Genomic DNA, 22,839 nt, shown 5'->3' on the forward strand with positions numbered 1-22,839 from the left:
CCTATATTAATTTCTCTGCTACGTATGAAGCAAATACATCTAACGCTACTTCTTCTTGTTCACCTGTTGCCATATCTTTTAAGTTAATGATGCCTTTATCTAGCTCATCTTCTCCTAATACAGCTACAAATTTCGCCTTTAGACGATCTGCTGATTTAAATTGTGCTTTCATTTTGCGATCTAAATAATCTTTTTCAACTGACAATCCAGCTTTACGAAGATCGAACGCAACTTTTGCAGCATGGTCTTTCGCTTTTTCGCCAAGCGCCACAACGTAACAATCAATGCTATGTTCAAGTGGTAATTCAATGTTTTCAGCTTTTAGCGCCATAATTAAACGTTCAATACTCATTGCAAAACCGATACCTGGCATTTCTGGTCCACCGATTTCTTGTACAAGTCCGTTATAACGGCCACCACCGCTTAATGTAGTGATCGCACCGAAACCTTCTGCCTCACTCATAATTTCAAAAACAGTGTGTTGGTAGTAGTCTAAACCACGCACTAAGTTCGGATCTTTTTCAAACGGAACATCCATCATCGTTAATAGTTCTTGAACTTTGTCGTAGTATATTGCTGAATCTTCGTTTAAGTATTCTGTAATAGATGGTGCTGTTCCCATTAATTCATGGTTACGGTCCTTCTTACAGTCTAAAATTCGAAGTGGATTCTTTTCTAAGCGAGATTGACAGTCAGAACAGAATTCGCCGATACGTGGCTCAAAGTGTGCGATTAATGCATCACGGTGTGCTTGACGGCTCGCTGCGTCACCTAAACTGTTTAATACAACTTTAATATTTTTTAAGCCCATGCCGCGGTAAAATTCAACAGCAAGTGCAATTACTTCTGCATCAATTGCAGGGTCATTACTGCCGATTGCTTCGATACCGAATTGTACGAATTGACGATAGCGACCTGCTTGTGGTCTTTCATAACGGAACATTTGACCGATATAGTATAATTTCGTTGGTTGTGTTGCATCACCAAACATTTTATTTTCAACGTAAGAACGTACAACAGGTGCAGTACCTTCTGGACGTAATGTTAAGCTACGCTCTCCACGATCTTGGAATGAGTACATTTCTTTTTGTACGATATCTGTCGTATCACCAACACCGCGTAAAAATAGCTCAGTGTGCTCAAAAATTGGTGTACGAATTTCTTTATAATTGTAACGACGGCAAATTTCGCGTGCTTGCCCTTCGATATACTGCCATAACTCAACAGTGCCTGGAAGAATATCTTGCGTTCCGCGTGGGATTTGAATAGACATATTCAGTTCCTCCTCAAATTGTTTTAATCTTAATAAAAATAAAAAAACTCCCGCCTCTACTGTTTGAACAGTAGGGACGAGAGTATTATACCCGTGGTGCCACCCTAATTGAAGCACTTATGCTTCCACTTTTTTAATAACGCTTAAATATGCGTTCATCCCTACTAAGCGTATATGCCGTTCAAGTTGAAACCTCTAGAGTGTCATTCAATCAGTCATCATGTAGAAATGTTTTCAGCCTAAGACATTCCTTCTCTTTCCATGTGTGTCTCATTTACTCTTCTCTATCAACGGTTATATTCATATGTAAATATAAAATTACTATACGTTTGTTAAGTAGGATTGTCAAGTGCTCTAAGAACGTTCAATCTGCTTCTTTAAACGCTTTACATCTTGAAGAGAAATCCCAAACTCGGAAGCAAGCTCCATTGAAGTATTGTTTTGCTCTTTTGAAATAAAATCATGAAAATTCACGTTAAATAGTTGATTTGCACCATTTGTAACAGAATGCCCTTTTTCATTCATACGCATACGTATATCCCTCACATTCAATATGGATGTTTTACTTTTTATTGTTCCATATTGATGAAAGAGTTATACATAACCAAAACTGCTATTAATTCCAAATAAATGAACAAAACATACAACAATGTATAAAAAAGAGAGGATTATATAACCCTCTCTTTTTTATCAACACTATTTACTTTCTACAATTAAGGTCACCGGACCATCATTGATTAAAGAAACATCCATCATTGCTCCGAACTTCCCTGTTTCCACATGTAATCCTTGTTTACGAACTTCTTCATTAAAGAAATCGTATAAACGCTCTGCATAATCAGGTTTCGCAGCATCCATAAAGTTTGGACGTCTTCCCTTGCGGCAATCTCCGTATAATGTGAATTGCGAAATAGATAGAACTTGTCCTTCTACATCAAGTACAGAATGATTCATCTTTCCGCTCTCATCTTCAAAAATACGTAAGTTTGCAATTTTTTCCGCAATGTAAGTTGCATCTTTTTCTGTATCTTCGTGCGTAATGCCAACTAGTAATGTTAAACCGAACGGAATTTGTCCTACGATCTCACCGTCTACTGTGACAGACGCTTTCTTTGATCGTTGTAAAACAACTCTCATCTTTCTACACTCCCTATTAATGCATCATGCGTCGTACTGCATAAATTTCTGGAACGCGTTTAATGCGTTCTACTACTTTTTTCAAGTGTTGTAAGTTACGAATCGAGATTGACATATTAATTGTTGCCATCTTATTACGGTCACTTCTACCAGAAACAGCTGAAATGTATGTTTTCGTCTCTGTAACAGCTTGCAGTACTTCATTTAATAAACCGCGGCGATCGTAACCTGAAATTTCAATATCAACGTTATACTCTATTTCTTTTTCAGGGCTACCTTCCCACTCAACTTCTAATAAACGTTCTATCGCTTCTTCTGTATGAACATTTACACAATCACGGCGGTGAATCGATACACCTCGGCCTTTCGTAATATACCCAACGATATCATCACCCGGAACTGGGTTACAGCATTTCGATAAACGGATTAATAAATTATCAGCACCGCTTACCTTTACACCAGAATCCCATTTTCGAATTTTCATCGGTTTACGAACTTCTTTGACTTCAACAATTTCTTCTTCTTCGCGTTGCTTGCGGAACTTGTCCGTTAGTCGCGTAACAATTTGCGAAGCTGTAATTCCGCTATATCCAACTGCTGCAAACATATCTTCTTCATTTGCAAAGTTAAATTTCTCAGCGACGCGTTTTAAGTTATCAGGCGCTAATACTTCTTTCATCTCATACTCTAGACCACGTACTTCCTTTTCAACAAGTTCACGGCCTTTTTCAATATTTTCGTCTCTACGTTGTTTCTTAAAGAATTGACGAATTTTATTTTTCGCATGAGATGTTTGAGCAAGTTTTACCCAATCTTGACTTGGGCCATATGAATGTTTCGACGTTAAAATTTCAATGATATCGCCGGTTTTTAATTTATAATCCAGCGTTACCATTTTCCCGTTTACTTTTGCACCAATTGTTTTATTCCCAATTTCCGAATGGACACGATACGCGAAATCAATTGGAACCGATCCAAGTGGTAATTCCATTACATCGCCTTTCGGTGTAAAGACGAATACCATGTCAGAGAATAAATCAATTTTTAATGACTCCATAAATTCTTCTGCATTAGAAGCTTCATTTTGCCATTCTAATATTTGACGGAACCACGTGAGTTTCTTCTCTAATGTACCTGTTGTTTCTGCTGTTTTTCCTTCTTTGTATGCCCAGTGTGCCGCGATCCCGAATTCTGCAATTTCGTGCATTTCTTTCGTACGAATTTGCACTTCAAGTGGATCACCTTTCGGTCCAATTACAGTCGTATGAAGAGATTGATATAGATTTGCTTTTGGCATTGCAATATAATCTTTAAAACGACCTGGCATCGGCTTCCAGCACGTATGAATAATTCCAAGCACTGCATAACAATCTTTGATACTATTTACAACAACACGTACAGCTAATAAATCGTAAATTTCATTGAACTGTTTATTTTGCAGTGCCATTTTACGATAAATACTGTAAATATGTTTCGGTCTTCCAGAGATCTCAGGTTGAATTGCAACTTCTTTTAATTTCTCACGAATACCAGTCATTACTTCGTCTAAGTATTCTTCACGTTCTGCACGTTTACGCTTCATTAAATTTACAATACGATAATATTGTTGTGGATTTAAATAGCGAAGTGACGTATCCTCTAGCTCCCATTTAATAGTACTAATTCCGAGTCTATGTGCTAAAGGTGCAAAGATTTCTAGCGTTTCATTCGCTATGCGACGCTGCTTCTCTTGAGGCAAATGTTTCAATGTACGCATGTTATGAAGACGATCAGCTAGTTTAATTAAAATAACTCGAATATCTTGAGCCATTGCAATAAACATTTTGCGATGGTTTTCTGCTTGTTGTTGTTCGTGAGATTTATATTTGATCTTCCCAAGCTTCGTAACACCATCAACAAGCATAGCAATTTCTTTGTTAAATTCCCGTTCAATATCTTCTAACGTAATCTCTGTATCTTCCACTACATCATGTAAGAAACCTGCTGATACCGTAGCTGGATCCATGTGTAAATCAACTAAAATACCTGCAACTTGAATTGGATGAATAATATACGGTTCACCCGATTTTCTGTATTGTTCGCTATGCGCATCGCGTGCATATTCATAGGCACGTGCTACTAGCTCAATATCTTCATCCACTAAATATTGACTTGCTTTCTCGAGTACCTGTTCAGCTGTTAGTACCTGCTCATTTGCCATCGAATCACCTTTTATTGAAAATTGACTTTATCTTTATTTAATAGAATAAATTATATTCTATCATTATAACCCAATGATTGTGAATTGTGAAAAGGAAAAGATTTTACTGACATTTCACCATGATTTTTTGTTCAATTATACAAAAGTACCCGCTCCTCTCCAAGAGATTCACGGGTACTTTTTATCACCGTAGTTTTACCTATATAGTGATTAGTATTTTTCTAATACTAATACATCGTAACCATCTAACATTTTACGACCATCTAAGTAAGTAAGCTCTACTAAGAATGCAATCCCTGCTACAACTCCGCCAAGTTCTTCAACTAGCTTAATTGTCGCTTCAATAGTTCCACCTGTAGCTAATAGGTCATCTGTAATTAATACGCGTTGACCTGGCTTAATTGCATCTTTATGGATTGTTAAAACATCTTTACCATATTCTTTACCGTAGTCAACTGTAATTACTTCACGTGGTAATTTTCCTAATTTACGAACTGGCGCAAATCCTACTTCTAACGCATAAGAAACTGGGCAACCGATAATGAAACCACGAGCTTCTGGTCCTACTACAACATCGATATCTCTTTCTTTTGCGTATTCAACGATTGCATCTGTTGCTGCTTTGTATGCTTTACCGTCATTCATTAAAGGTGTAATGTCTTTAAACACAATACCTTCTTTCGGATAATCCGGTACAATTGCGATATGTTGCTTGAAATCCATATTTCTGAATCCTCCTCAGATCTAAAAGGTTTGTAAATACAAATCCTTTACCCTAACTGTTCTACTTCTTTATGATTACGAATCGTTTCAAACCATGTATATAGTTGCTGATATGTGCTATAAACCAATTCTTTTTCTAATTGTAAGTGGTTCATTTTCTCACGATATGTGTTCGATTCAATTAAATCACGCTTTTGTTTTTTGTCTGCCATAAAAATGACGCCATCTTTTATTGTAACAAATTCTAACTCAAAAAACACCTGTGTCATAAAATTTACTGTATCTTTTGACCAACCTTTATGACGACATAGTTGTTCTCCATATTGTCTTAAAGAAAATGGTGTTTTTTGGCTTAAGAAAGAATAGTACCATTTAAAGTGTTCTCTCGTCGGAACTGTACTAAATAAGTGGTTATTCTCTTGATAAAATAGCGTATAAATTCGCGCTGGGAATCCTGCCTTAAATAACTCACGTAATTCATCGGTTCCTTTTGGTAAATCAAGTAACACGATATATTGATCATCTAAATGCGTTACTTCTGAAGCATGCATGAGCTTTTCTTTATAGCTCTCTAAAGAAAATTTATTCAATACCTCTTCAGAAAAATACACCATTGTTATTTTTTCTTTCGGAAGTTCTGCTAAATTTGCTTCTGCATTACGCATACTACGCCAATCAAATAATTGCCACGCCTCTACAGCAATATCTTGTACCATTAGTTGTGGCTTCTTAAAATTATTCCATTCATTGATGGATGCTTCTCCTATTACAGATACTTTTGCAACTGGAGAGATTTCTTTCGCATATGCACCAAAACCAAATCCAATTGTATCCAGTGTTGCTTGTCCATCACGAAGAGCCATTTTTAAATGAGAACCATCTGATCCGATTGCGCGAATGCTTTCTAACTCTGCATCTTTTACTGCAATACGTGGTTTCGGATTTCCAATACCAAACGGGGCTAGTTTTTGCATATCTTCAATTGCCGCTAGCGTTACATCCTCTACTTTGCAAAAAACATCAACTGCTGTAATTGGAATAAAATCTTCTTCTGTTAAAATCGCATCTGCTTGTTCATTTAATCGGCGACGTAATTCATCTACATCATTCATATGTAGCGTCATTCCCGCTGCCATCGGATGCCCTCCGAAGTGTGGCAATAACTCTCTACAATCTGATAAGTTTGCAAACAAATCAAATCCTGCAATACTACGTGCTGAGCCTTTTGCTGTTTCTTTTATAGGATCGATGCTTAATACAATCGTCGGACGATAAAAACGTTCAACTAATTTAGAAGCAACAATTCCAATTACCCCTGGGTTCCAGCCTTCTTTTGCAAGTACTAATACTTTGTTTTCTTCTGGCGGGAATTTATTTTCAACTTCAGCGATAGCTTCTTCTGTAATTTGCTTTACAATATCTTTTCGCAGTTTGTTCAGCTCATCAATTTCTTCGGCCAACTCTTTCGCTTCCTCTGGATCATCTGATAATAAAAGGTGTACAGCCGGCGCAGCATCTTCTAAACGCCCAACCGCATTAATACGAGGTGCAATTGAGAAGCCAATACTCTCTTCTGTAATTTCACTTTGCGAAACGTTAGCAACTTTAAACAATGCCTTCAAACCAATATTTCTCGTCATACGCATATGTTTTAAACCGCGTTTCACTAGCAACCTATTTTCACCATGAAGTGATACTAAATCGGCTACTGTACCGATTACTGCAATCTCTAATAAATGTTCTGGTACACGGCCTAATAGTGCATGCGCAACTTTAAACGCAACACCTACACCAGCTAAATAGTGAAACGGATATACGCCACCTTCTAATTTCGGATGTATAATCGCAAGCGCTTCTGGCAATTCTGGCGGTGGCTCATGGTGATCTGTAATAATTAGATCTATTCCAAGCTCTTTCGCTACATTCGCTTCATGTACTGCTGCGATGCCAGTGTCGACAGTAATAATCAGTGAGAAACCTGCACTATGCGCCCAACGAAATGCTTCTTCGTTCGGTCCATACCCTTCTGTAAAACGATTTGGAATGTAAAATTCTACTTCTGCACCTAATTCTTGAAGAGCAAGATATAAAACCGTCGTACTACTTACTCCGTCCGCATCGTAATCACCAAATATTAATATTTGCTCTCCATTTTGAATCGCCTTATTTACACGTTCTACCGTTCTATCCATTCCTTCTAATAAAAATGGATCATGAAATTCTTGATTTTCTGTATTTAAAAAATCTAAAATCTTATCTTCTGTATCTAGTCCTCTACCGAGGAATAATGAAACGACAAGTGGCGATAACTGTAATTTACTTGCTAATTCACTCACTCGCTCGTCATTATATTCTTTTTCTTTCCAACGCGTCTTCGGTTGTAACACGAAATCACCCCTTAACCTGTTCATTATACAAGACAGATTAAGGGGTGACAATATAATGCAAACTACGATGCAATATCTATATACTAAAATGTTAATGATGTTTAATTTGGAGAATACGGATTTATATGTACGAATACATTTTGTACATTATCTTGTTTCATAAGTATTTCTTTCACATGTTTTCCAATACGGTGTCCTTCTTCTACGGTAATGTATGGATCTACAGACACTTTAATATCGACAATAACATAATGACCATGCTCCCGTGCATATAAAGAACCAATTTTTTTCACACCATCTACTTGAAGAACGGCCTCTCTAAGCGGAATAACATCCTCCTCATGAAGAACATGGTCAAGCGTTGCATGAATTGCTTCCGCTCCAATGCTCCATGCCATTTTTACAACAAGAAGTGAAACAACTAATCCTGCAATCGGATCAGCATATACGAGCCAGTCTATACCAAACTTACCACCGATTATAGCTGCACAAATACCGATTAAAGCTGCAATTGAAGAAAATACATCCGAACGGTGCTCATATGCATTTGCAATAATTGCATCACTGTTTACTCTTTTCCCTAATCGGAATTTATATTGAAACATTCCTTCTTTCACGACGATTGAAAGAACAACAGCAAATATCGTAATTCCTTTCGGCGGTTCTAGTTCTTGCGAAAAAGCTTTTATAGACGAAATCGCGATTTCAAGTCCCACAATAAATAATAATACCGCAACAATAATCGCTGAAATCGATTCCGCTTTACCATGACCATACGGATGATCCTCATCAGGTGGCTGCTTTGCCGCTCGCAGTCCAAAAAGTACAGCTAGCGAACCTATTACATCTGATGCAGAATGCACGGCATCCGCTAATAACGCTTTACTGTTCCCAATATAACCAATTACCGCCTTTACAATCGCTAATATAATATTACCAACGATCCCGACAATAGCACCAAACTCGGCCTGTTTAAAACGTTCATCTTTTTCCATAATTAAAATCCCTTCTTTTCTTAACCTATCTTTTTATTTTAACAAAAACAGCGATAACACCACCACTTTCTTCCATCTTCTTTCTGTTAAAAAGTTGCTATCTTATTGTATCCACAAACGAAAAAAGAGATGCCTCATAAAGAGACATCATCTTTTCTATACTTGCGGTTCAGATTCTACTTTCTCAACCTTCTTCTTGTTTTTTCCCTTTTTCAAACGACGGTTTTCAAGCATTAACCAAATTTGAGAGGCAACGAAAACAGAAGAGTACGTACCTACAATTAATCCAACAAGTAACGCAAACGAGAAGTTACGTAGTGACTCACTACCGAAGATAAGCAGTGCAATTACTGGGAATAACACTGTTAATACGGTGTTAATCGAGCGACCAAGCGTTTGGCGAATACTTGCATTTACGATTTCTTCTAGATCTTTTATATCGCGCACTCGTTTTTTCTGTTTGTATAATTCACGGTTTCTATCAAATGTAACAATCGAGTCATTAATAGAATAACCGATGATTGTTAACACTGCAGCGATAAACGTTAAGTCTACCTCTAATTGGAAAATACTAAACATAACAACCATAACGAAAGCGTCATGTAATAATGCAAGCACTGCAGATAACGCATACGTAAATCGGAATCGAATACTTACGTATAAAATGATAACCGCAGAAGCAATCAGTACAGCGATAAATGCATTTCGTGCAATTTCTTTACCGATTGTCGGTGAAACTGTACTGATGTTTGGATCTGTACCATATTTATCGTGGAAGAATGTTTTTGTTTTCGCAATTTCATCTTTTGATAAAACACCTAATGTACGAACTGCGAAACCTTTATTGTCATCTCCAGTCGGTACAATATTTTCTTCCTTCACATCAATGTTCAATTCTTTAAAATCTTTATGAACATCAGACACCGTAACAGCTTGTTTTGATTGCAAGTCAATACGTGTACCACTCGCAAAGTCAATACCAAGATTCAATTTGAAAATTGGTAAGATAATTGCACCCGCAATTACAACTACAATCGAGAAGATAAGGAATTTATGACCGATATTTACGAAGTTAATACGATCAAATCTCGTTGGCGGATGTACTACACCTTTTGTTAATGGAATAATATCCTTTTGTTTCACACCAAAATATCCTGGTTTTTTATCAAAGTAACGGCTCTTTACAAGTAAACCTAGTAAGAAACGAGTACCGAATACGTTCGTAATAAAACCAACTAAAATACTTACGATTAAACTTGTTGCGAATCCTTTTACAGAGCTATTACCATAAACGAATAACACACCAGCTGCCGCAAGAGTTGTAACGTTTGCATCTAGAATTGTTGCTAATGAACGATGGTTACCAGCGCGGAATGCCGACATCATGGACTTACCAATTTTCAACTCTTCTTTCAGTCTCTCGTACGTAATAATATTCGCATCAACTGCGATACCTACTCCGAGCACTAACGCCGCAATACCTGGCAACGTAAGAACTGCATGCATCCAGTTAAAGACAAGTAATGTAACGAAAATGTATAAACCTAACATAATAACCGCTACAAGTCCTGGTAAACGGTAGAATACAAGCATAAATAAGAAAATAAGAGCGATACCAATCGCACTAGCGAAAATCGTTTGCTCTAACGCTTGTTGACCAAACTTCGCTCCAACAGATGTTGAATACATTTCTTTTAAATCAACAGGAAGTGCACCTGCATTTAATAAAGATGAAAGTTGTTTCGCACTTTCAACTGTGAAGTTTCCACCTACGATAGATACTTCAGCTTGGTTAAATACTTGGTTTACTGTTGCTGCTGATAAGAACTTCGGATTCGGTTTTGCAGATTCTGCTTTGTACGAATCTTTTCCTTCTTCAAAATCAAGCCAAATTACCATTAAATTCGTTGGTGGTGGCATTTTTGAAATTTTTTCAGTTACTTCACGGAATTTTTCAGCGCTCTTTAGTGTAAGACCTACGCTCGCACGGCCTTGCTCATCAAATGTTTGCTTCGCTCCGCCGCCTTTTAAATCCGTTCCGTCCATAAGAAGATTATCATCTACATCACGGAATGTTAATTTCGCTTGTGTTGATAACATTTCACGTGCTTTTTGCTGATCTTGTACACCAGCAAGCTGTACACGAATTCGATCTTGCCCTTCGATTTGAATGTTCGGCTCACTTACACCGAGAACATTGACACGATTCTCAAGAGCACCTACTGTACTTACAAGTACGTCTCGATCGATTTTGTCCCCTTTTTTGGCTGGTTTTACTTCATACAGAATTTCAAAACCACCGCGAAGGTCTAGTCCTAGACTAATTCCTTTTGCTATGTCTTTTCCTGCCGCACCAATTACTCCACCGATTAATAAAACGATGAGGAAAAAGGCGGCAATTCTCGTACCACGCTTTGCCATATGTACCCTCTTTCCGCTACTAACACTTTAAATAAATCTCTTACGATTCACTTTTACACGTGTGCATACGTCTAGTTAGTAGACTTCCTTTCTATAATTTTGCTAGCTCATCACTAGCTGTGCCGGTACGTTTTCACGATACCTGCACTTTCATTATTTGTTTTCTCTCTTCACTACCTCCTTTATATATGATCTTAGACATAATTATTTCCTGATTATCAATACCTATCATTATACTGCAAAAGGAAGAACAAACCAATTGCAGTCGGTTATTTATTTTCATATTCATCAAATGACCAAAGTGGCGCTTGATATGCTTCAACAGTTAAATATGTCATATATTCATTAGCACTTACTGTTAATACGTCATTAACTAATTCATACAATCTAACATCGCTGTCTATCTTCTTCCACTTTTTCACTTTAAGAAACTTCCAAATGTCATCATCTGTCACTCTGTCGTAGCCGAACATTTGAAACTCTTCTACTTTACTTTCTAAAACGACTTGTAACTGTCCGCGGTATGATTCTACCAAAGCCTCTCTATCTAACATCTATAACATCTCCTTCTTATTTCGCACGAAAAGTCGCTTTTATTCCCGCTCTAATGGACAGCAATAACTACTTTCAAGAGCACTATCATATTTCACTCTCTTAAATGCTTGTCATTCTTGTCTCGTACGTGCATATAAATTATTGTAAATCATTCCATTGATTTTGAGAAGGTAGGAGAAGAACATGACGAGACAAAGCTTTTTAAAAGGCGCATTTATTTTAATGATAGCCGGCTTTATTACAAAAATACTCGGCTTTATCAACCGCATAGTAATGGCACGTATTTTGGGAGAAGAAGGCGTTGGTCTTTATATGATGGCCGTTCCTACATTCATTTTAGCAATTACATTGACACAAATTGGTCTTCCTGTCGCAATCGCAAAATTTGTAGCAGAAGCGGAAGCTGTGAACGATAAACAAAGAGTTAAAAAAATATTAACCGTATCACTAGCTGTTACATCCGTTATTAGTATCATTTTAACAATCGGAATTATGTTCCTCACACCTATTTTAGCAAAAACATTATTAACCGACGAAAGAACGTACTATCCATTAATGGCCATTTTGCCCGTTGTTCCTGTTATTGCTGTTTCTTCTGTTTTGCGTGGTTATTTTCAAGGGAAACAAAACATGAAACCTAGCGCTTATGCGCAAGTTCTAGAACAAGTCGTCCGCATTACCATTATTGCTATATGCATTCAATTATTTTTACCTTACGGCATAGAATACGCTGCAGCCGGCGCTATGTTATCAGCTGTTCTCGGTGAAGTTGCATCGTTATTATTTTTACTCACGTTATTTCAGCGAGAAAAACATTTATCAATACGCTCTGGATTTTTTACTACTGTAAAGGAAAGCAAAGGGACATTTTATTCTCTGATGGATATTGCCCTTCCAACTACAGGAAGTCGTTTAATCGGCTCCGTTTCATATTTTTTTGAACCTATTGTCGTTATGCAAAGCTTAGCAATTGCTGGTGTCGCTGCTTCTGTTGCAACTCAGCAATACGGTATATTAAACGGTTATGCATTCCCGCTTCTATCACTACCCGCCTTTATTACATACGCTCTCTCTACAGCGCTCGTCCCTTCTATTAGTGAAGCAATGGCAAAAAGACAACATAAATTAGTGGAGCACCGTTTACAACAAGCACTTCGAATTTCATTAATTACCGGCGGATGGTCTGTCGTTATATTATACGTATTCGCTTCTCCTGTTTTAACTCTTATGTATGGGTCAGACAGTGCAACAGCATTCATTCAACTTCTTGCGCCTTGCTTTTTATTTCATTATTTCCAAAGTCCACTTACCTCTGTTTTGCAAGCTTTAAACTTAGCAAGAGCTGCAATGATGAATACATTTATTGGTGCCATCGTGAAATTAATCGTTATTTTTGTACTAGCATCAAGGCCAGAATTTCAAATGATGGGGGTTGCTCTCGCTATTGCTGCAAATATTGTAACAGTAACATTTCTTCACTACGCTACTGTTTTAAAAAAGATTACATTTACCATTTACGCAAAAGACTATATTTTCGGCGGACTTGCCATCGGTATCGCAGGCGCCTTCGGTTTTTATCTTCATAAATATATTATTTTCTCTCATGCCCTTGGCATACAAACATTATGGGAAATCACTTTAACAACAATTGTTTATATCGTACTTCTCTTCACTTTCAAACTCATTCGAAAAGAAGAGTTAAGTCGTCTCCCTATCATTCGTAAACTTTCATTTTTGAAATAAGGTGAAACTTTAATCAGTGGGGTAATCTCCACTGATTATTAGTTACACTAATCATTCTTACTCTTTCAAAGAATAAGTCTCTAATTTTCTTTTAAATCAACAAAAAATTTTCCGTTTTGAAAACTACAATATAAAATTTGTGTTACATCGTTATAACCTAAGTTTTTTAATTTCTCAATAAGCCATGCATCTGTATGTTCAATCATTTGTAAATGACTAGATTGAATTTCTCCATCAATAATAAGAGGAAGCGTAAACTGCAATGTATCTTGTTTATTTTTTTGTTTTTGAAAGACAGATAACTTCCCAGACGGTTCCAAAATAGCATATTCTACATCCCGAATATCTCCAACTCCTTGTTCCCTTAATTGCATCATTAAATCATCTATATTATAACGTTGCTTTCTCATCTTCTTTTCATCAATCTTTCCCGCGTTTACAAGAATAGCCGGCTCACCTTCTATTAAATGCCGAAAGCGTTGATACTTTAGGGAAATGACTGACAAAATAATTTGGATGCACATAAGAAAAGTCATCGGAACTAATTGATGCCAAAGTGATTTATCGGTATTTTCAATTGCCACTACAGCCATTTCTCCAAGCATAATAAATACGACTAAATCTAATACACTTAGCTCTCCTATCTCACGTTTACCCATAAGACGAAAAATAATTAAGATGATGATATACAAAAGCATTGTCCGTCCAATTATTGATATCCATTCCATTTCTACATCTCCTTTTTTACGTATAGACTCCCCTATAAAAAAGAAACTAGTCTAACTTAGACAAAAGGAAAATATGCTTGTATTAAAAAGGGGGAATGCATAAATGGATGGAACGAAAAAATTATCAACTGCAATTGGCTTCGGTATTATTACACTACTAATTCTCGCATCTATTACTAGCATGATTATGGCTCTTTTATTAAAGTTTACGAATATAAACGAAGGGACATTAACCGTTACTATTTTTATACTCGCTCTTTTATCTATGCTTATGTCTGGATTTACTGCCGGCAAAAAGGCTCAAGGAAAAGGTTGGCTAGTAGGTCTCACAACAGGTCTCACGTTCACTATACTCGTTTTTCTAGTTAACTATTTAGGCTTTTCTCAAACTTTATCGAACTCACAATTACTTTATCAATTAGCATTAATGGGGGCGAGTACACTCGGTGGTATTTTCGGTGTAAATATGTCAAAGCAAAGTAACTAAAAAAGGCCCTGCATATTTCATGCAGGGCCTTCCAAATTAGTTTTTCACAACTTCACGAATCGCATTGCGATCGAACGTTAAGTGTGAACCACCAGATTTAATAACAATTTTCGTCTCATCTACTGATTCGATTGTACCGTGTAAACCACCGATTGTTACGATAGCATCACCTTTTGCTAACTCACTTTGCATTTGAGCAACTGCTTTTTGACGTTTTTGTTGCGGGCGAATTAATAAGAAATAGAAAATCGCAAACATCGCAACGATCATAACGATATTCATCATACCTGCATTCATCTTTTGTTCCTCCTTTTAAATTATGTATTAGAAGTTTTTAGCATTCGGTTTATTAAAGCCATACTGTTCAAAGAACTCTTCGCGGAAATCGCCAAGACGGTCTTCACGAATAGCTTGTCTCACCTGCTCCATTAAGTTTAACAGAAAATGAAGGTTGTGATAAGACGTTAAACGAATTCCGAACGTTTCATCACATTTCATTAAGTGACGAATATACGCACGAGAGTAGTTTTTACATGTGTAGCAATCACAGTTTGGATCAAGCGGACCGAAGTCTCTTGCGAATTTCGCATTTTTTACAACGAGGCGACCTTCACTTGTCATACATGTACCATTTCGAGCGATACGAGTTGGAAGTACGCAGTCAAACATATCAATACCACGAATTGCGCCATCGATTAACGAGTCAGGAGAACCTACACCCATTAAGTAACGAGGCTTATTATCTGGAAGAAGTGGTGTTGTAAACTCAAGTACACGGTTCATAATATCTTTCGGTTCACCTACAGATAAACCACCTACAGCGTAACCAGGGAAGTCCATTGAAACAAGATCTTTCGCACTTTGACGACGAAGCTCTTCGTACTCTCCCCCCTGTACAATACCGAATAAACCTTGATCTTGCGGACGTTCATGCGCTTTTAAGCAACGTTCTGCCCAGCGGCTCGTACGCTCTACAGATTTCTTCATATATTCAAAAGTAGCTGGGAATGGTGGACACTCATCAAATGCCATCATAATATCTGAACCTAATGCATTTTGGATTTCCATCGCTTTTTCTGGTGATAAGAATAATTTATCTCCATTTAAGTGATTGCGGAAGTGAACGCCTTCCTCTTCAATACGACGGAAGTCACTTAAACTGAATACTTGGAAACCACCAGAGTCTGTTAAGATTGCACGATCCCAGTTCATAAATTTATGCAAACCGCCTGCTTCACGAATAATTTCATGACCTGGACGTAGCCATAAATGATACGTATTACTTAAAATAATGCCAGAATCCATTGCTTTTAATTCTTCTGGTGACATTGTCTTAACTGTTGCAAGTGTACCAACCGGCATAAATGTTGGTGTATCAAATGAACCGTGCGGCGTATGCACACGACCTAAACGGGCACCCGTTTGTTTACATGTCTTAATAAATTCATAACGAATTGCTGTCATAACTTACTCCTTTTATTTGTTTCTCATTTTAGCGTGAGATGCAACGAACATTGCATCACCGAAGCTAAAGAAACGATATTTTTCTTTTACTGCTTCATTATAAGCATGAAGTACATTATCTCTATTTGCAAATGCACTTACAAGCATAATTAATGTTGATTTCGGTAAATGGAAGTTTGTAATTAAACCATCAATTGCTTTAAATTCATATCCCGGATACATGAAAATATCTGTCCATCCAGAAGCGGCGCAAAGCTTACCTTCATGATCTGTTGCAATTGTTTCTAACGTACGAGTTGATGTCGTACCTACAGTAATAATACGTCCACCATTCTCTTTCACACGATTTAATAATGCCGCTGTCTCTTCAGACATATGATAATATTCTGCGTGCATATGGTGTTCTTCAATCGTGTCTGCAGAAACTGGTCTAAATGTTCCAAGTCCTACGTGAAGTGTAATGAATGCTAACTGAACGCCTTTTTGCTTTAACTTCTCAAGTAACTCTTCTGTAAAGTGAAGTCCCGCAGTCGGCGCTGCTGCTGAACCGATTTCTTTCGCATATACTGTTTGATAGCGATCGCGATCTTCTAGCGTCTCTTTAATATATGGAGGAAGTGGCATTTCCCCAAGTTCATCTAAAATTTCATAGAAGATGCCGTCATATGAAAATTCAAGCTGACGTCCACCTTGATCTGCAGTTCCTGTGCAAGTTGCTTTTAATTTCCCTTCGCCAAAAGAGATAACAGTTCCTTCTTTTACACGTTTCGCTGGCTTTACAAGCGTTTCCCACTTATCACCTTCTTCTTGTTTTAAAAGAAGTACTTCAATGTGCGCGCCTGTATCTTCTTTCACACCGTGCAAACGAGCAGGCATAACTTTCGTTTCATTTAAAACTAAGCAATCCCCCTCATGTAAGTAAGAAAGAATATCCGTAAAATGTTTATGCTCAATATCACCTGTTTCACGGTCTAACACCATTAATCTTGATGTTTCACGCTCTTCTAACGGGACTTGTGCAATAAGTTCTTCTGGTAAATGAAAATCAAACAGATTTATATCCATAGCTATATCCACCTATTTCTTATTTAAATCGATTTATTATATACATAATAAAAGATAATACAATACTTAACACAATACATGTAATGATAGGAAAATAAAAGGTAACGTTTCCTTTTTTCACAAAAATATCGCCTGGAAGCCTTCCAATGAACTTCCAAGCTAATCCAACAACGATGAGTAAGATCCCGGCTGTAATAAGCAGCTTTGGCATCTCCGTCATACTTTTGGTATCTCCATTCCGAAATGTTCATACGCAAGCGGCGTTACAATTCGGCCCCTCGGCGTTCGTTGTAAAAAGCCAATTTGTAATAAATACGGCTCATACACATCTTCAATCGTATGAGATTCTTCTCCAATTGTTGCTGAAACCGTTTCTAATCCAACTGGACCGCCACGGAATTTCTCAATAATACCAAGCAGTAATTTATGATCAATATGATCTAGACCTAATTTATCTACTTGCAGTAGCTCTAATGCCATTTGTGTAATTTCCATCGTAACCGTTCCATTACCACGAACTTGTGCGAAATCACGTACACGTCTTAAAAGACGATTCGCAATACGAGGTGTACCACGAGCACGTCTTGCAATTTCTAATGCAGCTAACGAATCGATTTCAACTTCAAATACTTCTGCTGTACGTTCAACAATCGCAGAAAGCTGATCTACTGTGTAGTACTCTAACCTTGAAAGTACACCGAAGCGGTCACGCAGCGGTGCCGATAATGCTCCAGCACGTGTTGTTGCTCCAACTAATGTAAATGGCGGTAAATCTAGGCGTACAGAACGTGCTGAAGGCCCTTTTCCAATTACAATATCAAGGCAAAAGTCTTCCATCGCAGGATACAATACTTCTTCAATTGATCTATGCAAACGATGAATTTCATCAATAAATAATACATCACCTGGCTGAAGCGCTGTTAATACAGCAGCTAAATCTCCTGGTCTTTCAATTGCGGGACCTGAAGTTGTTCTAACATTAACGCCCATCTCATTGGCAATAATATTCGCAAGCGTCGTTTTACCAAGACCTGGTGGTCCATATAAAAGCACGTGATCTAACGTTTCTTCACGCATTTTCGCCGCTTCAATAAATACTTCTAAATTATGTTTCGCTTTATCTTGGCCAATATACTGACGGAGCGTCTGTGGCCGTAATGAATATTCTAAATCCGCATCTTCATATGCAGATTCCCCTGAAAGGAGACGTTCGTCCATTATACTCACCTCTTACCATTTAGTAAAAGACTAAGTGCCTTTTTAATATACTGATCCGTCGTTAATGCTTCTTTTAATAACTCTGGTACAACACGAGAAACTTCGCGTTCTGCGTATCCAAGTGCGCGCAGAGCTTCCAGTGCCTCATCAAGCTCAGCTGATGAACCTTTATTCTCATCAAAACGTTCTGTGTCTGAGAATAAATCAACAAATGCATCTGGTACGACATCTGCTAGTTTTCCTTTTAAATCTAAAATCATTTGGCGTGCTGTTTTCTTTCCGACGCCTGGGAATTTCACTAAAAACTTCTCATCTTCATGCTCAATCGCTTGAACGACCTGTCCTGTTTGACCAGAAGCTAAAATTGCAAGAGCGCCTTTTGGCCCAATGCCAGACACGCCTAACAACTTTGTAAATAATAAACGCTCTTCACGTGTTTTAAAACCGTAAAGTGCCATAATATCTTCTCTCACATAATGATATGTATAGACACGGATTTCTTGCTTACTTCTTTGAAATACATACGGATTTGGTGTGAAAATTTGATAACCAATTCCATTATGATCAATTACGACATATTCCGGCCCTACATACTCCACGTAACCTGTAACATATTCAAACAAAATACGATCTCTCCCTCTTAAATCATGTATTCCATTTTAACATATTTAATGATAGAAAAGCGAGACTGCCCCAACAAATGTTCTCCACTTGAAACTTCTGTTATTTTCCATTGACAGAAAGGTTAAAGCACCTTAATATACAGAAGTCGATAATGATTATCAATACTAATTAAAGGGGTTACATCAGGATGAAACGTAAGCTATTTATTTTATTTACTATTATGCTTGTTGTTCTTTCTATCGTTGGCTGTTCTTCTCAAAAAGAAGAATCGAAAGCAAAAGAACAACCGAAAACAAAAGTTGTAAAACATGCTAAAGGTGAAGCTACAATTCCAGTAAATCCAAAGAGAATTGTTGACTTATCTGGATCAACAGAAGAACTATTACTTCTTGGACATAAACCTGTTGGTACAGCAAATACATATAAAGATAAAATCCAAAATCACTTAACAGACAAGTTAGATGGAGTAAAAGCAGTAGGTTGGTACTGGGCACCTAAAGTTGATTTAGAAGCTGTTACTGCTTTAAAACCAGACTTAATTATTTTAAACAACCGTCAATTAAAAATTTATGATCAACTAGAAAAGGTTGCACCTACAGTTGTTCTAGAAACAAACTTAGAAGACTGGCGTGGTAAGTTTAAAGAAGTAGGTAAGCTATTTGACGAAGAGAAGAAAGCAGACAAATGGATTGCAGACTACGATAAGAAAGCAGACTCTTTATCTAAAAAAATTAAAGAGAAAACAAAAGATGAGAACTTTATGTTCGTTGCAGTTACACCACAAAACTTCCGTGTATACGGTAGCTTCGGATACGGTGACATCATCTTTAATGACTTAAAACTTCCAGCAACAAAAGGTACGGATTTAAAACAAACGATGGCGCAAGTATCACTAGAAGGTCTAGTTGCATTCCAGCCTGACCAAATGTTTATTGTAAACTTCGGCGGCGAAGCTGATAAAGTTTACGAAGACTACAAAAACAGTGCCGTTTGGAAAGACAATAAAGCAGTTAAAAATAATCACGTATATGAAGTATCAAATGAAGTCTTCAATACGAAAGCATTCAATCCAATCGGAAAAGATATGCTAATTGATGAAATCGCAAAAGAAATTTTAGCTAAAAATAAATAAGAAAAAAAGCAGCTCACCATGAGCTGCTTTTTTTCTTACTTTGAACTGCGTATTGCTTCATTTTTTCAATCGTCTTCACAAAACCTTCTTTTGATTTAATACGAATGCCACGTTTCAATTTCGCACGTTCATAGCTCTCAAGCTTTTTCATATCAATTTGAAAGAAAGAATGGATCGCATTATCATTTTTTGGCACACCTTTGAAAATTTGTAATATCCCTTCCTCTGAAACACCAAAATACCCGCTCGTTTTCAATAACGGAGAAATATCATCAACTTTCTTTTGCAATACAATTTGTACATCATCACGATCAACGAGCTGCCATTCTTTATACTGCTGTAAAAACTTTTCTAAATCCGTCACTTTTTCTGTAAGTATTTCTTCACTTACTTCGCCATCAACATACATACGCTCTAATAAAATTGTAACCTCAGGTTCTTTTTTCGTCACTTCTGGTACTGGCCCTTCCGCCTTCACATTCGTTTCATAAACGAAACAAAACATCATAACGAAAGCTTGCATCGCAATCAGTATCCATTTCATTTCCGTTCACCTCTTTTAGGCAAGATCATACTTTCATTAGTAGTTTTTCCGGAAATGGGGGTTTTATCCATATTACATTTCTTTCGAAAATATAAAAAATGCAGATAAGGATTCACCTCATCTGCATGTATCATTTACTTTTATATAAAATGAAAGACGCCTGCAAAGCAGGCGTCTTGATGCGTTTACGGCGAGAGACCAGGCGACCACATTCGCGTGTTTAGCACTTAAGCATATCTCTCGTCTTACGTAAATTAGCTCATCGCTTTGCTAATATAACATTAATAAAGTATAAGTGCAACATGTTTATAAAAATATTTTATTTCCTCTTTCATCCAAATAAATCAAACGCAAATTATAAATTGATAAATGCAATATATATATTACAATAAACATAACAGCGAAATCATCATAAACGGGAGATAGATATTATGAAACAAATAAAGGATGAACGTCTCATTCTGCAAACGTTAAAAAACATACGTATTGTCTTTCTTTTTCAATCACTTGGTATAATCGGTGTTTTAGGCTATATCGGATTCACTGAAGGAATAGATCAAATTACGAAATCTCCATTATGGCTAGTATTTATTCTTACGAGTATGATCCTTAGTTATTTACAGTTAAGTGTTTCAATCGATGTAGAAGAAGGCGAAAAGGAAATAAAGTTAACTCCTTATTATAAACTTGTCTTCCGCTCCCTTATTGTAGGAATCGTTATGGCTATTATTTATATCATTTTCAGTCCAGAAAGACCTCTATTTGAAGCTATTTTAACAGATAGTATTCTTTTCATCTGCTTTTTAGTTTCTTATTCCGTTAGTTATTTTATTAAAAAACGTCGTTTACAAGACAACGATGAATAAAGAGGAAGGGCTCCCCCTTCCTCTTTTGTTTTGCTATCGCACTGTACCAGTTAAACCGTAACGAATGTCTCGGAACATATTCACTATGTCACGATTAAAATCGTTTGTAACTGTACCGTTACGTAGACGCGTACTCATTGCATCGACACGAGTAAACATATCATTTCTTACAGAAACATATACGTTTCTGTTTCCAACTTCATTTGCAACAGCTTGACGAATTTCGTTCGCCATCGCCGTTTCATTTGTCACTGTGTTACGTGGTTTTACCGCAATCGCTACATCGTTTCCATATACAACTGTAGACACACGGTCTACGTTATTCATACGTTTCACACGATTTGTTATTCTTTCAGCTGTTTTACCATCATTGTTAATGTATGAATTGTTCATTGTAATATTACGAGTTGGATGCGGATTAGCAATTTGTCCATTGTAATTTACATCACGGTAATAATTGTATCCTGTATCGTTACGACCATTTCTATATGTTACATAATCTGTATAACGATCATTACGCGTCACATTATCACGATACTGATGTGTATCATTATAAGATGTACGCTCGTAATTGTAGTTACGTCCATCCATTGCATTGTTTTTTGGTGTACCACATGCAGCTAATGCACTAGTAACTAACAAAGAAGCAGCAATCACTTTTACTTTCGTATTCAATACAAAAACCCCCTCTGTTAGAATGAGCTTCTCTACTGAAAAGCTCCCTCTTATGATGAGTAACAGAGAAGGTTTTTACACTGTTAATATTTCACTGGGAATTTTCTAGCACTTCATAAAAAAACTGCCTTTTCTTAATTAACAGGACTGCAAAAAAGGCGGGAATACTCCCGCCTTTTTAAACTTCTTCTTCGTCCTCTTCTTCTGAAACGGGCTCTCCAAATACATTTGGTGGATCTGGTTGATAATACATCGTTCCTGGCTGTGGTGCATATGCAGACTGAGTTGGTTGATAATATAAAGGATTCGCATATTGCGGACCGCCTGGTTGTGGACTATATAGTCTACTTTCTCCTCCGCATCCACAATCTTCCTCACCCTGCACAAGCGGCGGCATGTTATTATCCATTGGCATCATATTCGGGTTTGGCATAGACGTATGTTGCGGTCCAAACGGCGCTCCTTGCTGATATGGCATTTGATATGGATTTGGTTGTTGATAATACGGATTCGGCGGCATCATGGGCATTTGATAGGGCATCATATTTGGTGGTTGATTGTTATCCATAATCGGCATCATATTCGGCATTTGATTGTTATCC

The 22,839-nt window shown here is 37.2% G+C and carries 22 protein-coding genes, 1 pseudogene and 1 other annotated feature; of the genes and pseudogenes, 4 read left to right on the forward strand and 19 right to left on the reverse strand.

Annotated features, from left to right (window positions below):
• Position 1: 1 nt before the first annotated feature.
• The 9 genes from hisS to HMPREF2590_RS07905 form a co-directional block, all read right to left on the reverse strand.
• Entirely contained in the window at positions 2 to 1,273 is a 1,272-nt protein-coding gene (hisS, locus tag HMPREF2590_RS07865; RefSeq protein WP_000027081.1) for a histidine--tRNA ligase, read from the reverse strand.
• 69 nt (positions 1,274 to 1,342) lie between these two features.
• Positions 1,343 to 1,573: a binding site (T-box leader), on the reverse strand.
• 54 nt (positions 1,574 to 1,627) lie between these two features.
• Positions 1,628 to 1,804 (reverse strand): hypothetical protein, encoded by a 177-nt coding sequence (locus tag HMPREF2590_RS30290; protein ID WP_001242605.1) that lies wholly within the window; start codon positions 1,802 to 1,804, stop codon positions 1,628 to 1,630.
• Between the two features lie 165 nt (positions 1,805 to 1,969).
• Positions 1,970 to 2,410, reverse strand: a complete 441-nt coding sequence (locus HMPREF2590_RS07875; protein WP_001266965.1) for a D-tyrosyl-tRNA(Tyr) deacylase — start codon at positions 2,408 to 2,410, stop codon at positions 1,970 to 1,972.
• 16 nt (positions 2,411 to 2,426) lie between these two features.
• Positions 2,427 to 4,610 carry a GTP diphosphokinase gene (gene relA / locus HMPREF2590_RS07880; protein WP_001262811.1) on the reverse strand — a complete coding sequence of 728 codons (2,184 nt, stop codon included), beginning with the start codon at positions 4,608 to 4,610 and terminating at the stop codon, positions 2,427 to 2,429.
• A gap of 210 nt (positions 4,611 to 4,820) precedes the next feature.
• Positions 4,821 to 5,333, reverse strand: a complete 513-nt coding sequence (locus HMPREF2590_RS07885; RefSeq protein WP_000346215.1) for an adenine phosphoribosyltransferase — start codon at positions 5,331 to 5,333, stop codon at positions 4,821 to 4,823.
• Positions 5,334 to 5,380: 47 nt separating this feature from the next.
• Positions 5,381 to 7,720, reverse strand: a complete 2,340-nt coding sequence (recJ, locus tag HMPREF2590_RS07890) for a single-stranded-DNA-specific exonuclease RecJ (protein WP_000941237.1) — start codon at positions 7,718 to 7,720, stop codon at positions 5,381 to 5,383.
• Positions 7,721 to 7,821: 101 nt separating this feature from the next.
• A complete protein-coding gene (locus HMPREF2590_RS07895) occupies positions 7,822 to 8,715 on the reverse strand; it encodes a cation diffusion facilitator family transporter (protein ID WP_000409741.1) in 894 nt (297 codons plus the stop codon).
• A 156-nt stretch (positions 8,716 to 8,871) separates the two neighbouring features.
• Positions 8,872 to 11,136, reverse strand: a complete 2,265-nt coding sequence (secDF, locus tag HMPREF2590_RS07900) for a protein translocase subunit SecDF (protein WP_001119065.1) — start codon at positions 11,134 to 11,136, stop codon at positions 8,872 to 8,874.
• A 269-nt stretch (positions 11,137 to 11,405) separates the two neighbouring features.
• Positions 11,406 to 11,690 (reverse strand): post-transcriptional regulator, encoded by a 285-nt coding sequence (locus HMPREF2590_RS07905; protein ID WP_000886978.1) that lies wholly within the window; start codon positions 11,688 to 11,690, stop codon positions 11,406 to 11,408.
• A 184-nt stretch (positions 11,691 to 11,874) separates the two neighbouring features.
• Between HMPREF2590_RS07905 and spoVB the strand changes: the two genes are divergently transcribed.
• Positions 11,875 to 13,434, forward strand: a complete 1,560-nt coding sequence (gene spoVB, locus HMPREF2590_RS07910) for a stage V sporulation protein B (protein ID WP_000198300.1) — start codon at positions 11,875 to 11,877, stop codon at positions 13,432 to 13,434.
• An 80-nt stretch (positions 13,435 to 13,514) separates the two neighbouring features.
• Here spoVB and HMPREF2590_RS07915 read toward each other — a convergent pair whose 3' ends face one another.
• The gene (locus HMPREF2590_RS07915; protein ID WP_000454816.1) at positions 13,515 to 14,162 is read right to left on the reverse strand and encodes a DUF421 domain-containing protein; all 648 of its coding nucleotides are present in this window, start codon (positions 14,160 to 14,162) and stop codon (positions 13,515 to 13,517) included.
• Between the two features lie 103 nt (positions 14,163 to 14,265).
• Between HMPREF2590_RS07915 and HMPREF2590_RS07920 the strand changes: the two genes are divergently transcribed.
• Positions 14,266 to 14,649 (forward strand): TIGR04086 family membrane protein, encoded by a 384-nt coding sequence (locus HMPREF2590_RS07920; RefSeq protein WP_000349131.1) that lies wholly within the window; start codon positions 14,266 to 14,268, stop codon positions 14,647 to 14,649.
• A gap of 36 nt (positions 14,650 to 14,685) precedes the next feature.
• On the opposite strand, the gene yajC is transcribed toward HMPREF2590_RS07920, so the two are convergent.
• Genes yajC through ruvA form a run of 6 tightly spaced genes read right to left on the reverse strand, consistent with a single transcriptional unit; the run spans position 14,686 to position 19,019 of the window.
• Positions 14,686 to 14,946, reverse strand: a complete 261-nt coding sequence (yajC, locus tag HMPREF2590_RS07925; RefSeq protein ID WP_000991115.1) for a preprotein translocase subunit YajC — start codon at positions 14,944 to 14,946, stop codon at positions 14,686 to 14,688.
• 27 nt (positions 14,947 to 14,973) lie between these two features.
• Entirely contained in the window at positions 14,974 to 16,113 is a 1,140-nt protein-coding gene (gene tgt, locus HMPREF2590_RS07930) for a tRNA guanosine(34) transglycosylase Tgt (RefSeq protein ID WP_000125365.1), read from the reverse strand.
• Positions 16,114 to 16,125: 12 nt separating this feature from the next.
• Positions 16,126 to 17,178: a tRNA preQ1(34) S-adenosylmethionine ribosyltransferase-isomerase QueA gene (queA, locus tag HMPREF2590_RS07935; RefSeq protein ID WP_000354034.1), complete on the reverse strand. Its 1,053-nt coding sequence runs from the start codon at positions 17,176 to 17,178 to the stop codon at positions 16,126 to 16,128.
• Between the two features lie 19 nt (positions 17,179 to 17,197).
• A complete protein-coding gene (locus tag HMPREF2590_RS07940) occupies positions 17,198 to 17,398 on the reverse strand; it encodes a DUF2905 domain-containing protein (protein ID WP_000138162.1) in 201 nt (66 codons plus the stop codon).
• Positions 17,395 to 18,396: a Holliday junction branch migration DNA helicase RuvB gene (gene ruvB, locus HMPREF2590_RS07945; protein ID WP_000344449.1), complete on the reverse strand. Its 1,002-nt coding sequence runs from the start codon at positions 18,394 to 18,396 to the stop codon at positions 17,395 to 17,397. The genes HMPREF2590_RS07940 and ruvB overlap by 4 nt, the downstream gene beginning before the upstream one ends.
• Positions 18,397 to 18,401: 5 nt before the next feature.
• Positions 18,402 to 19,019 (reverse strand): Holliday junction DNA helicase RuvA, encoded by a 618-nt coding sequence (gene ruvA / locus HMPREF2590_RS07950; RefSeq protein WP_000464513.1) that lies wholly within the window; start codon positions 19,017 to 19,019, stop codon positions 18,402 to 18,404.
• 188 nt (positions 19,020 to 19,207) lie between these two features.
• On the opposite strand from ruvA, the gene HMPREF2590_RS07955 reads away from it, so the two are divergent.
• Positions 19,208 to 20,152 carry an iron-hydroxamate ABC transporter substrate-binding protein gene (locus HMPREF2590_RS07955; RefSeq protein WP_000823606.1) on the forward strand — a complete coding sequence of 315 codons (945 nt, stop codon included), beginning with the start codon at positions 19,208 to 19,210 and terminating at the stop codon, positions 20,150 to 20,152.
• 13 nt (positions 20,153 to 20,165) lie between these two features.
• Here the strand turns inward: HMPREF2590_RS07955 and HMPREF2590_RS07960 are convergent, their stop codons facing one another.
• Positions 20,166 to 20,696 (reverse strand): BofC C-terminal domain-containing protein, encoded by a 531-nt coding sequence (locus HMPREF2590_RS07960; protein ID WP_000871174.1) that lies wholly within the window; start codon positions 20,694 to 20,696, stop codon positions 20,166 to 20,168.
• A 431-nt stretch (positions 20,697 to 21,127) separates the two neighbouring features.
• Between HMPREF2590_RS07960 and HMPREF2590_RS07965 the strand changes: the two genes are divergently transcribed.
• Complete coding sequence (locus HMPREF2590_RS07965) at positions 21,128 to 21,562, forward strand: hypothetical protein (RefSeq protein ID WP_000809471.1); 435 nt, start codon at positions 21,128 to 21,130, stop codon at positions 21,560 to 21,562.
• Between the two features lie 33 nt (positions 21,563 to 21,595).
• On the opposite strand, the gene HMPREF2590_RS07970 is transcribed toward HMPREF2590_RS07965, so the two are convergent.
• Positions 21,596 to 22,237, reverse strand: coding sequence for a YhcN/YlaJ family sporulation lipoprotein (locus HMPREF2590_RS07970; RefSeq protein ID WP_001093542.1), 642 nt, complete (start codon positions 22,235 to 22,237; stop codon positions 21,596 to 21,598).
• Between the two features lie 178 nt (positions 22,238 to 22,415).
• Positions 22,416 to 22,839, reverse strand: a pseudogene (locus HMPREF2590_RS07975) (peptigoglycan-binding protein LysM); the annotation flags it as partial.

The sequence above is a fragment of the Bacillus sp. HMSC036E02 genome, from assembly GCF_001836235.1.
GTDB classification, from domain to species: domain Bacteria; phylum Bacillota; class Bacilli; order Bacillales; family Bacillaceae_G; genus Bacillus_A; species Bacillus_A cereus.

Excerpts from the sequence above, each read along its gene's own strand:
- hisS (WP_000027081.1), bottom strand. The coding sequence starts at position 1,273 with ATGTCTATTCAAATCCCACGCGGAACGCAAGATATTCTTCCAGGCACT.
- HMPREF2590_RS30290 (WP_001242605.1), bottom strand. The coding sequence starts at position 1,804 with ATGCGTATGAATGAAAAAGGGCATTCTGTTACAAATGGTGCAAATCAA.
- HMPREF2590_RS07875 (WP_001266965.1), bottom strand. The coding sequence starts at position 2,410 with ATGAGAGTTGTTTTACAACGATCAAAGAAAGCGTCTGTCACAGTAGAC.
- relA (WP_001262811.1), bottom strand. The coding sequence starts at position 4,610 with ATGGCAAATGAGCAGGTACTAACAGCTGAACAGGTACTCGAGAAAGCA.
- HMPREF2590_RS07885 (WP_000346215.1), bottom strand. The coding sequence starts at position 5,333 with ATGGATTTCAAGCAACATATCGCAATTGTACCGGATTATCCGAAAGAA.
- HMPREF2590_RS07895 (WP_000409741.1), bottom strand. The coding sequence starts at position 8,715 with ATGGAAAAAGATGAACGTTTTAAACAGGCCGAGTTTGGTGCTATTGTC.
- secDF (WP_001119065.1), bottom strand. The coding sequence starts at position 11,136 with ATGGCAAAGCGTGGTACGAGAATTGCCGCCTTTTTCCTCATCGTTTTA.
- HMPREF2590_RS07905 (WP_000886978.1), bottom strand. The coding sequence starts at position 11,690 with ATGTTAGATAGAGAGGCTTTGGTAGAATCATACCGCGGACAGTTACAA.
- spoVB (WP_000198300.1), top strand. The coding sequence starts at position 11,875 with ATGACGAGACAAAGCTTTTTAAAAGGCGCATTTATTTTAATGATAGCC.
- HMPREF2590_RS07915 (WP_000454816.1), bottom strand. The coding sequence starts at position 14,162 with ATGGAATGGATATCAATAATTGGACGGACAATGCTTTTGTATATCATC.
- HMPREF2590_RS07920 (WP_000349131.1), top strand. The coding sequence starts at position 14,266 with ATGGATGGAACGAAAAAATTATCAACTGCAATTGGCTTCGGTATTATT.
- yajC (WP_000991115.1), bottom strand. The coding sequence starts at position 14,946 with ATGAATGCAGGTATGATGAATATCGTTATGATCGTTGCGATGTTTGCG.
- tgt (WP_000125365.1), bottom strand. The coding sequence starts at position 16,113 with ATGACAGCAATTCGTTATGAATTTATTAAGACATGTAAACAAACGGGT.
- queA (WP_000354034.1), bottom strand. The coding sequence starts at position 17,178 with ATGGATATAAATCTGTTTGATTTTCATTTACCAGAAGAACTTATTGCA.
- HMPREF2590_RS07940 (WP_000138162.1), bottom strand. The coding sequence starts at position 17,398 with ATGACGGAGATGCCAAAGCTGCTTATTACAGCCGGGATCTTACTCATC.
- ruvB (WP_000344449.1), bottom strand. The coding sequence starts at position 18,396 with ATGGACGAACGTCTCCTTTCAGGGGAATCTGCATATGAAGATGCGGAT.
- HMPREF2590_RS07955 (WP_000823606.1), top strand. The coding sequence starts at position 19,208 with ATGAAACGTAAGCTATTTATTTTATTTACTATTATGCTTGTTGTTCTT.
- HMPREF2590_RS07960 (WP_000871174.1), bottom strand. The coding sequence starts at position 20,696 with ATGAAATGGATACTGATTGCGATGCAAGCTTTCGTTATGATGTTTTGT.
- HMPREF2590_RS07965 (WP_000809471.1), top strand. The coding sequence starts at position 21,128 with ATGAAACAAATAAAGGATGAACGTCTCATTCTGCAAACGTTAAAAAAC.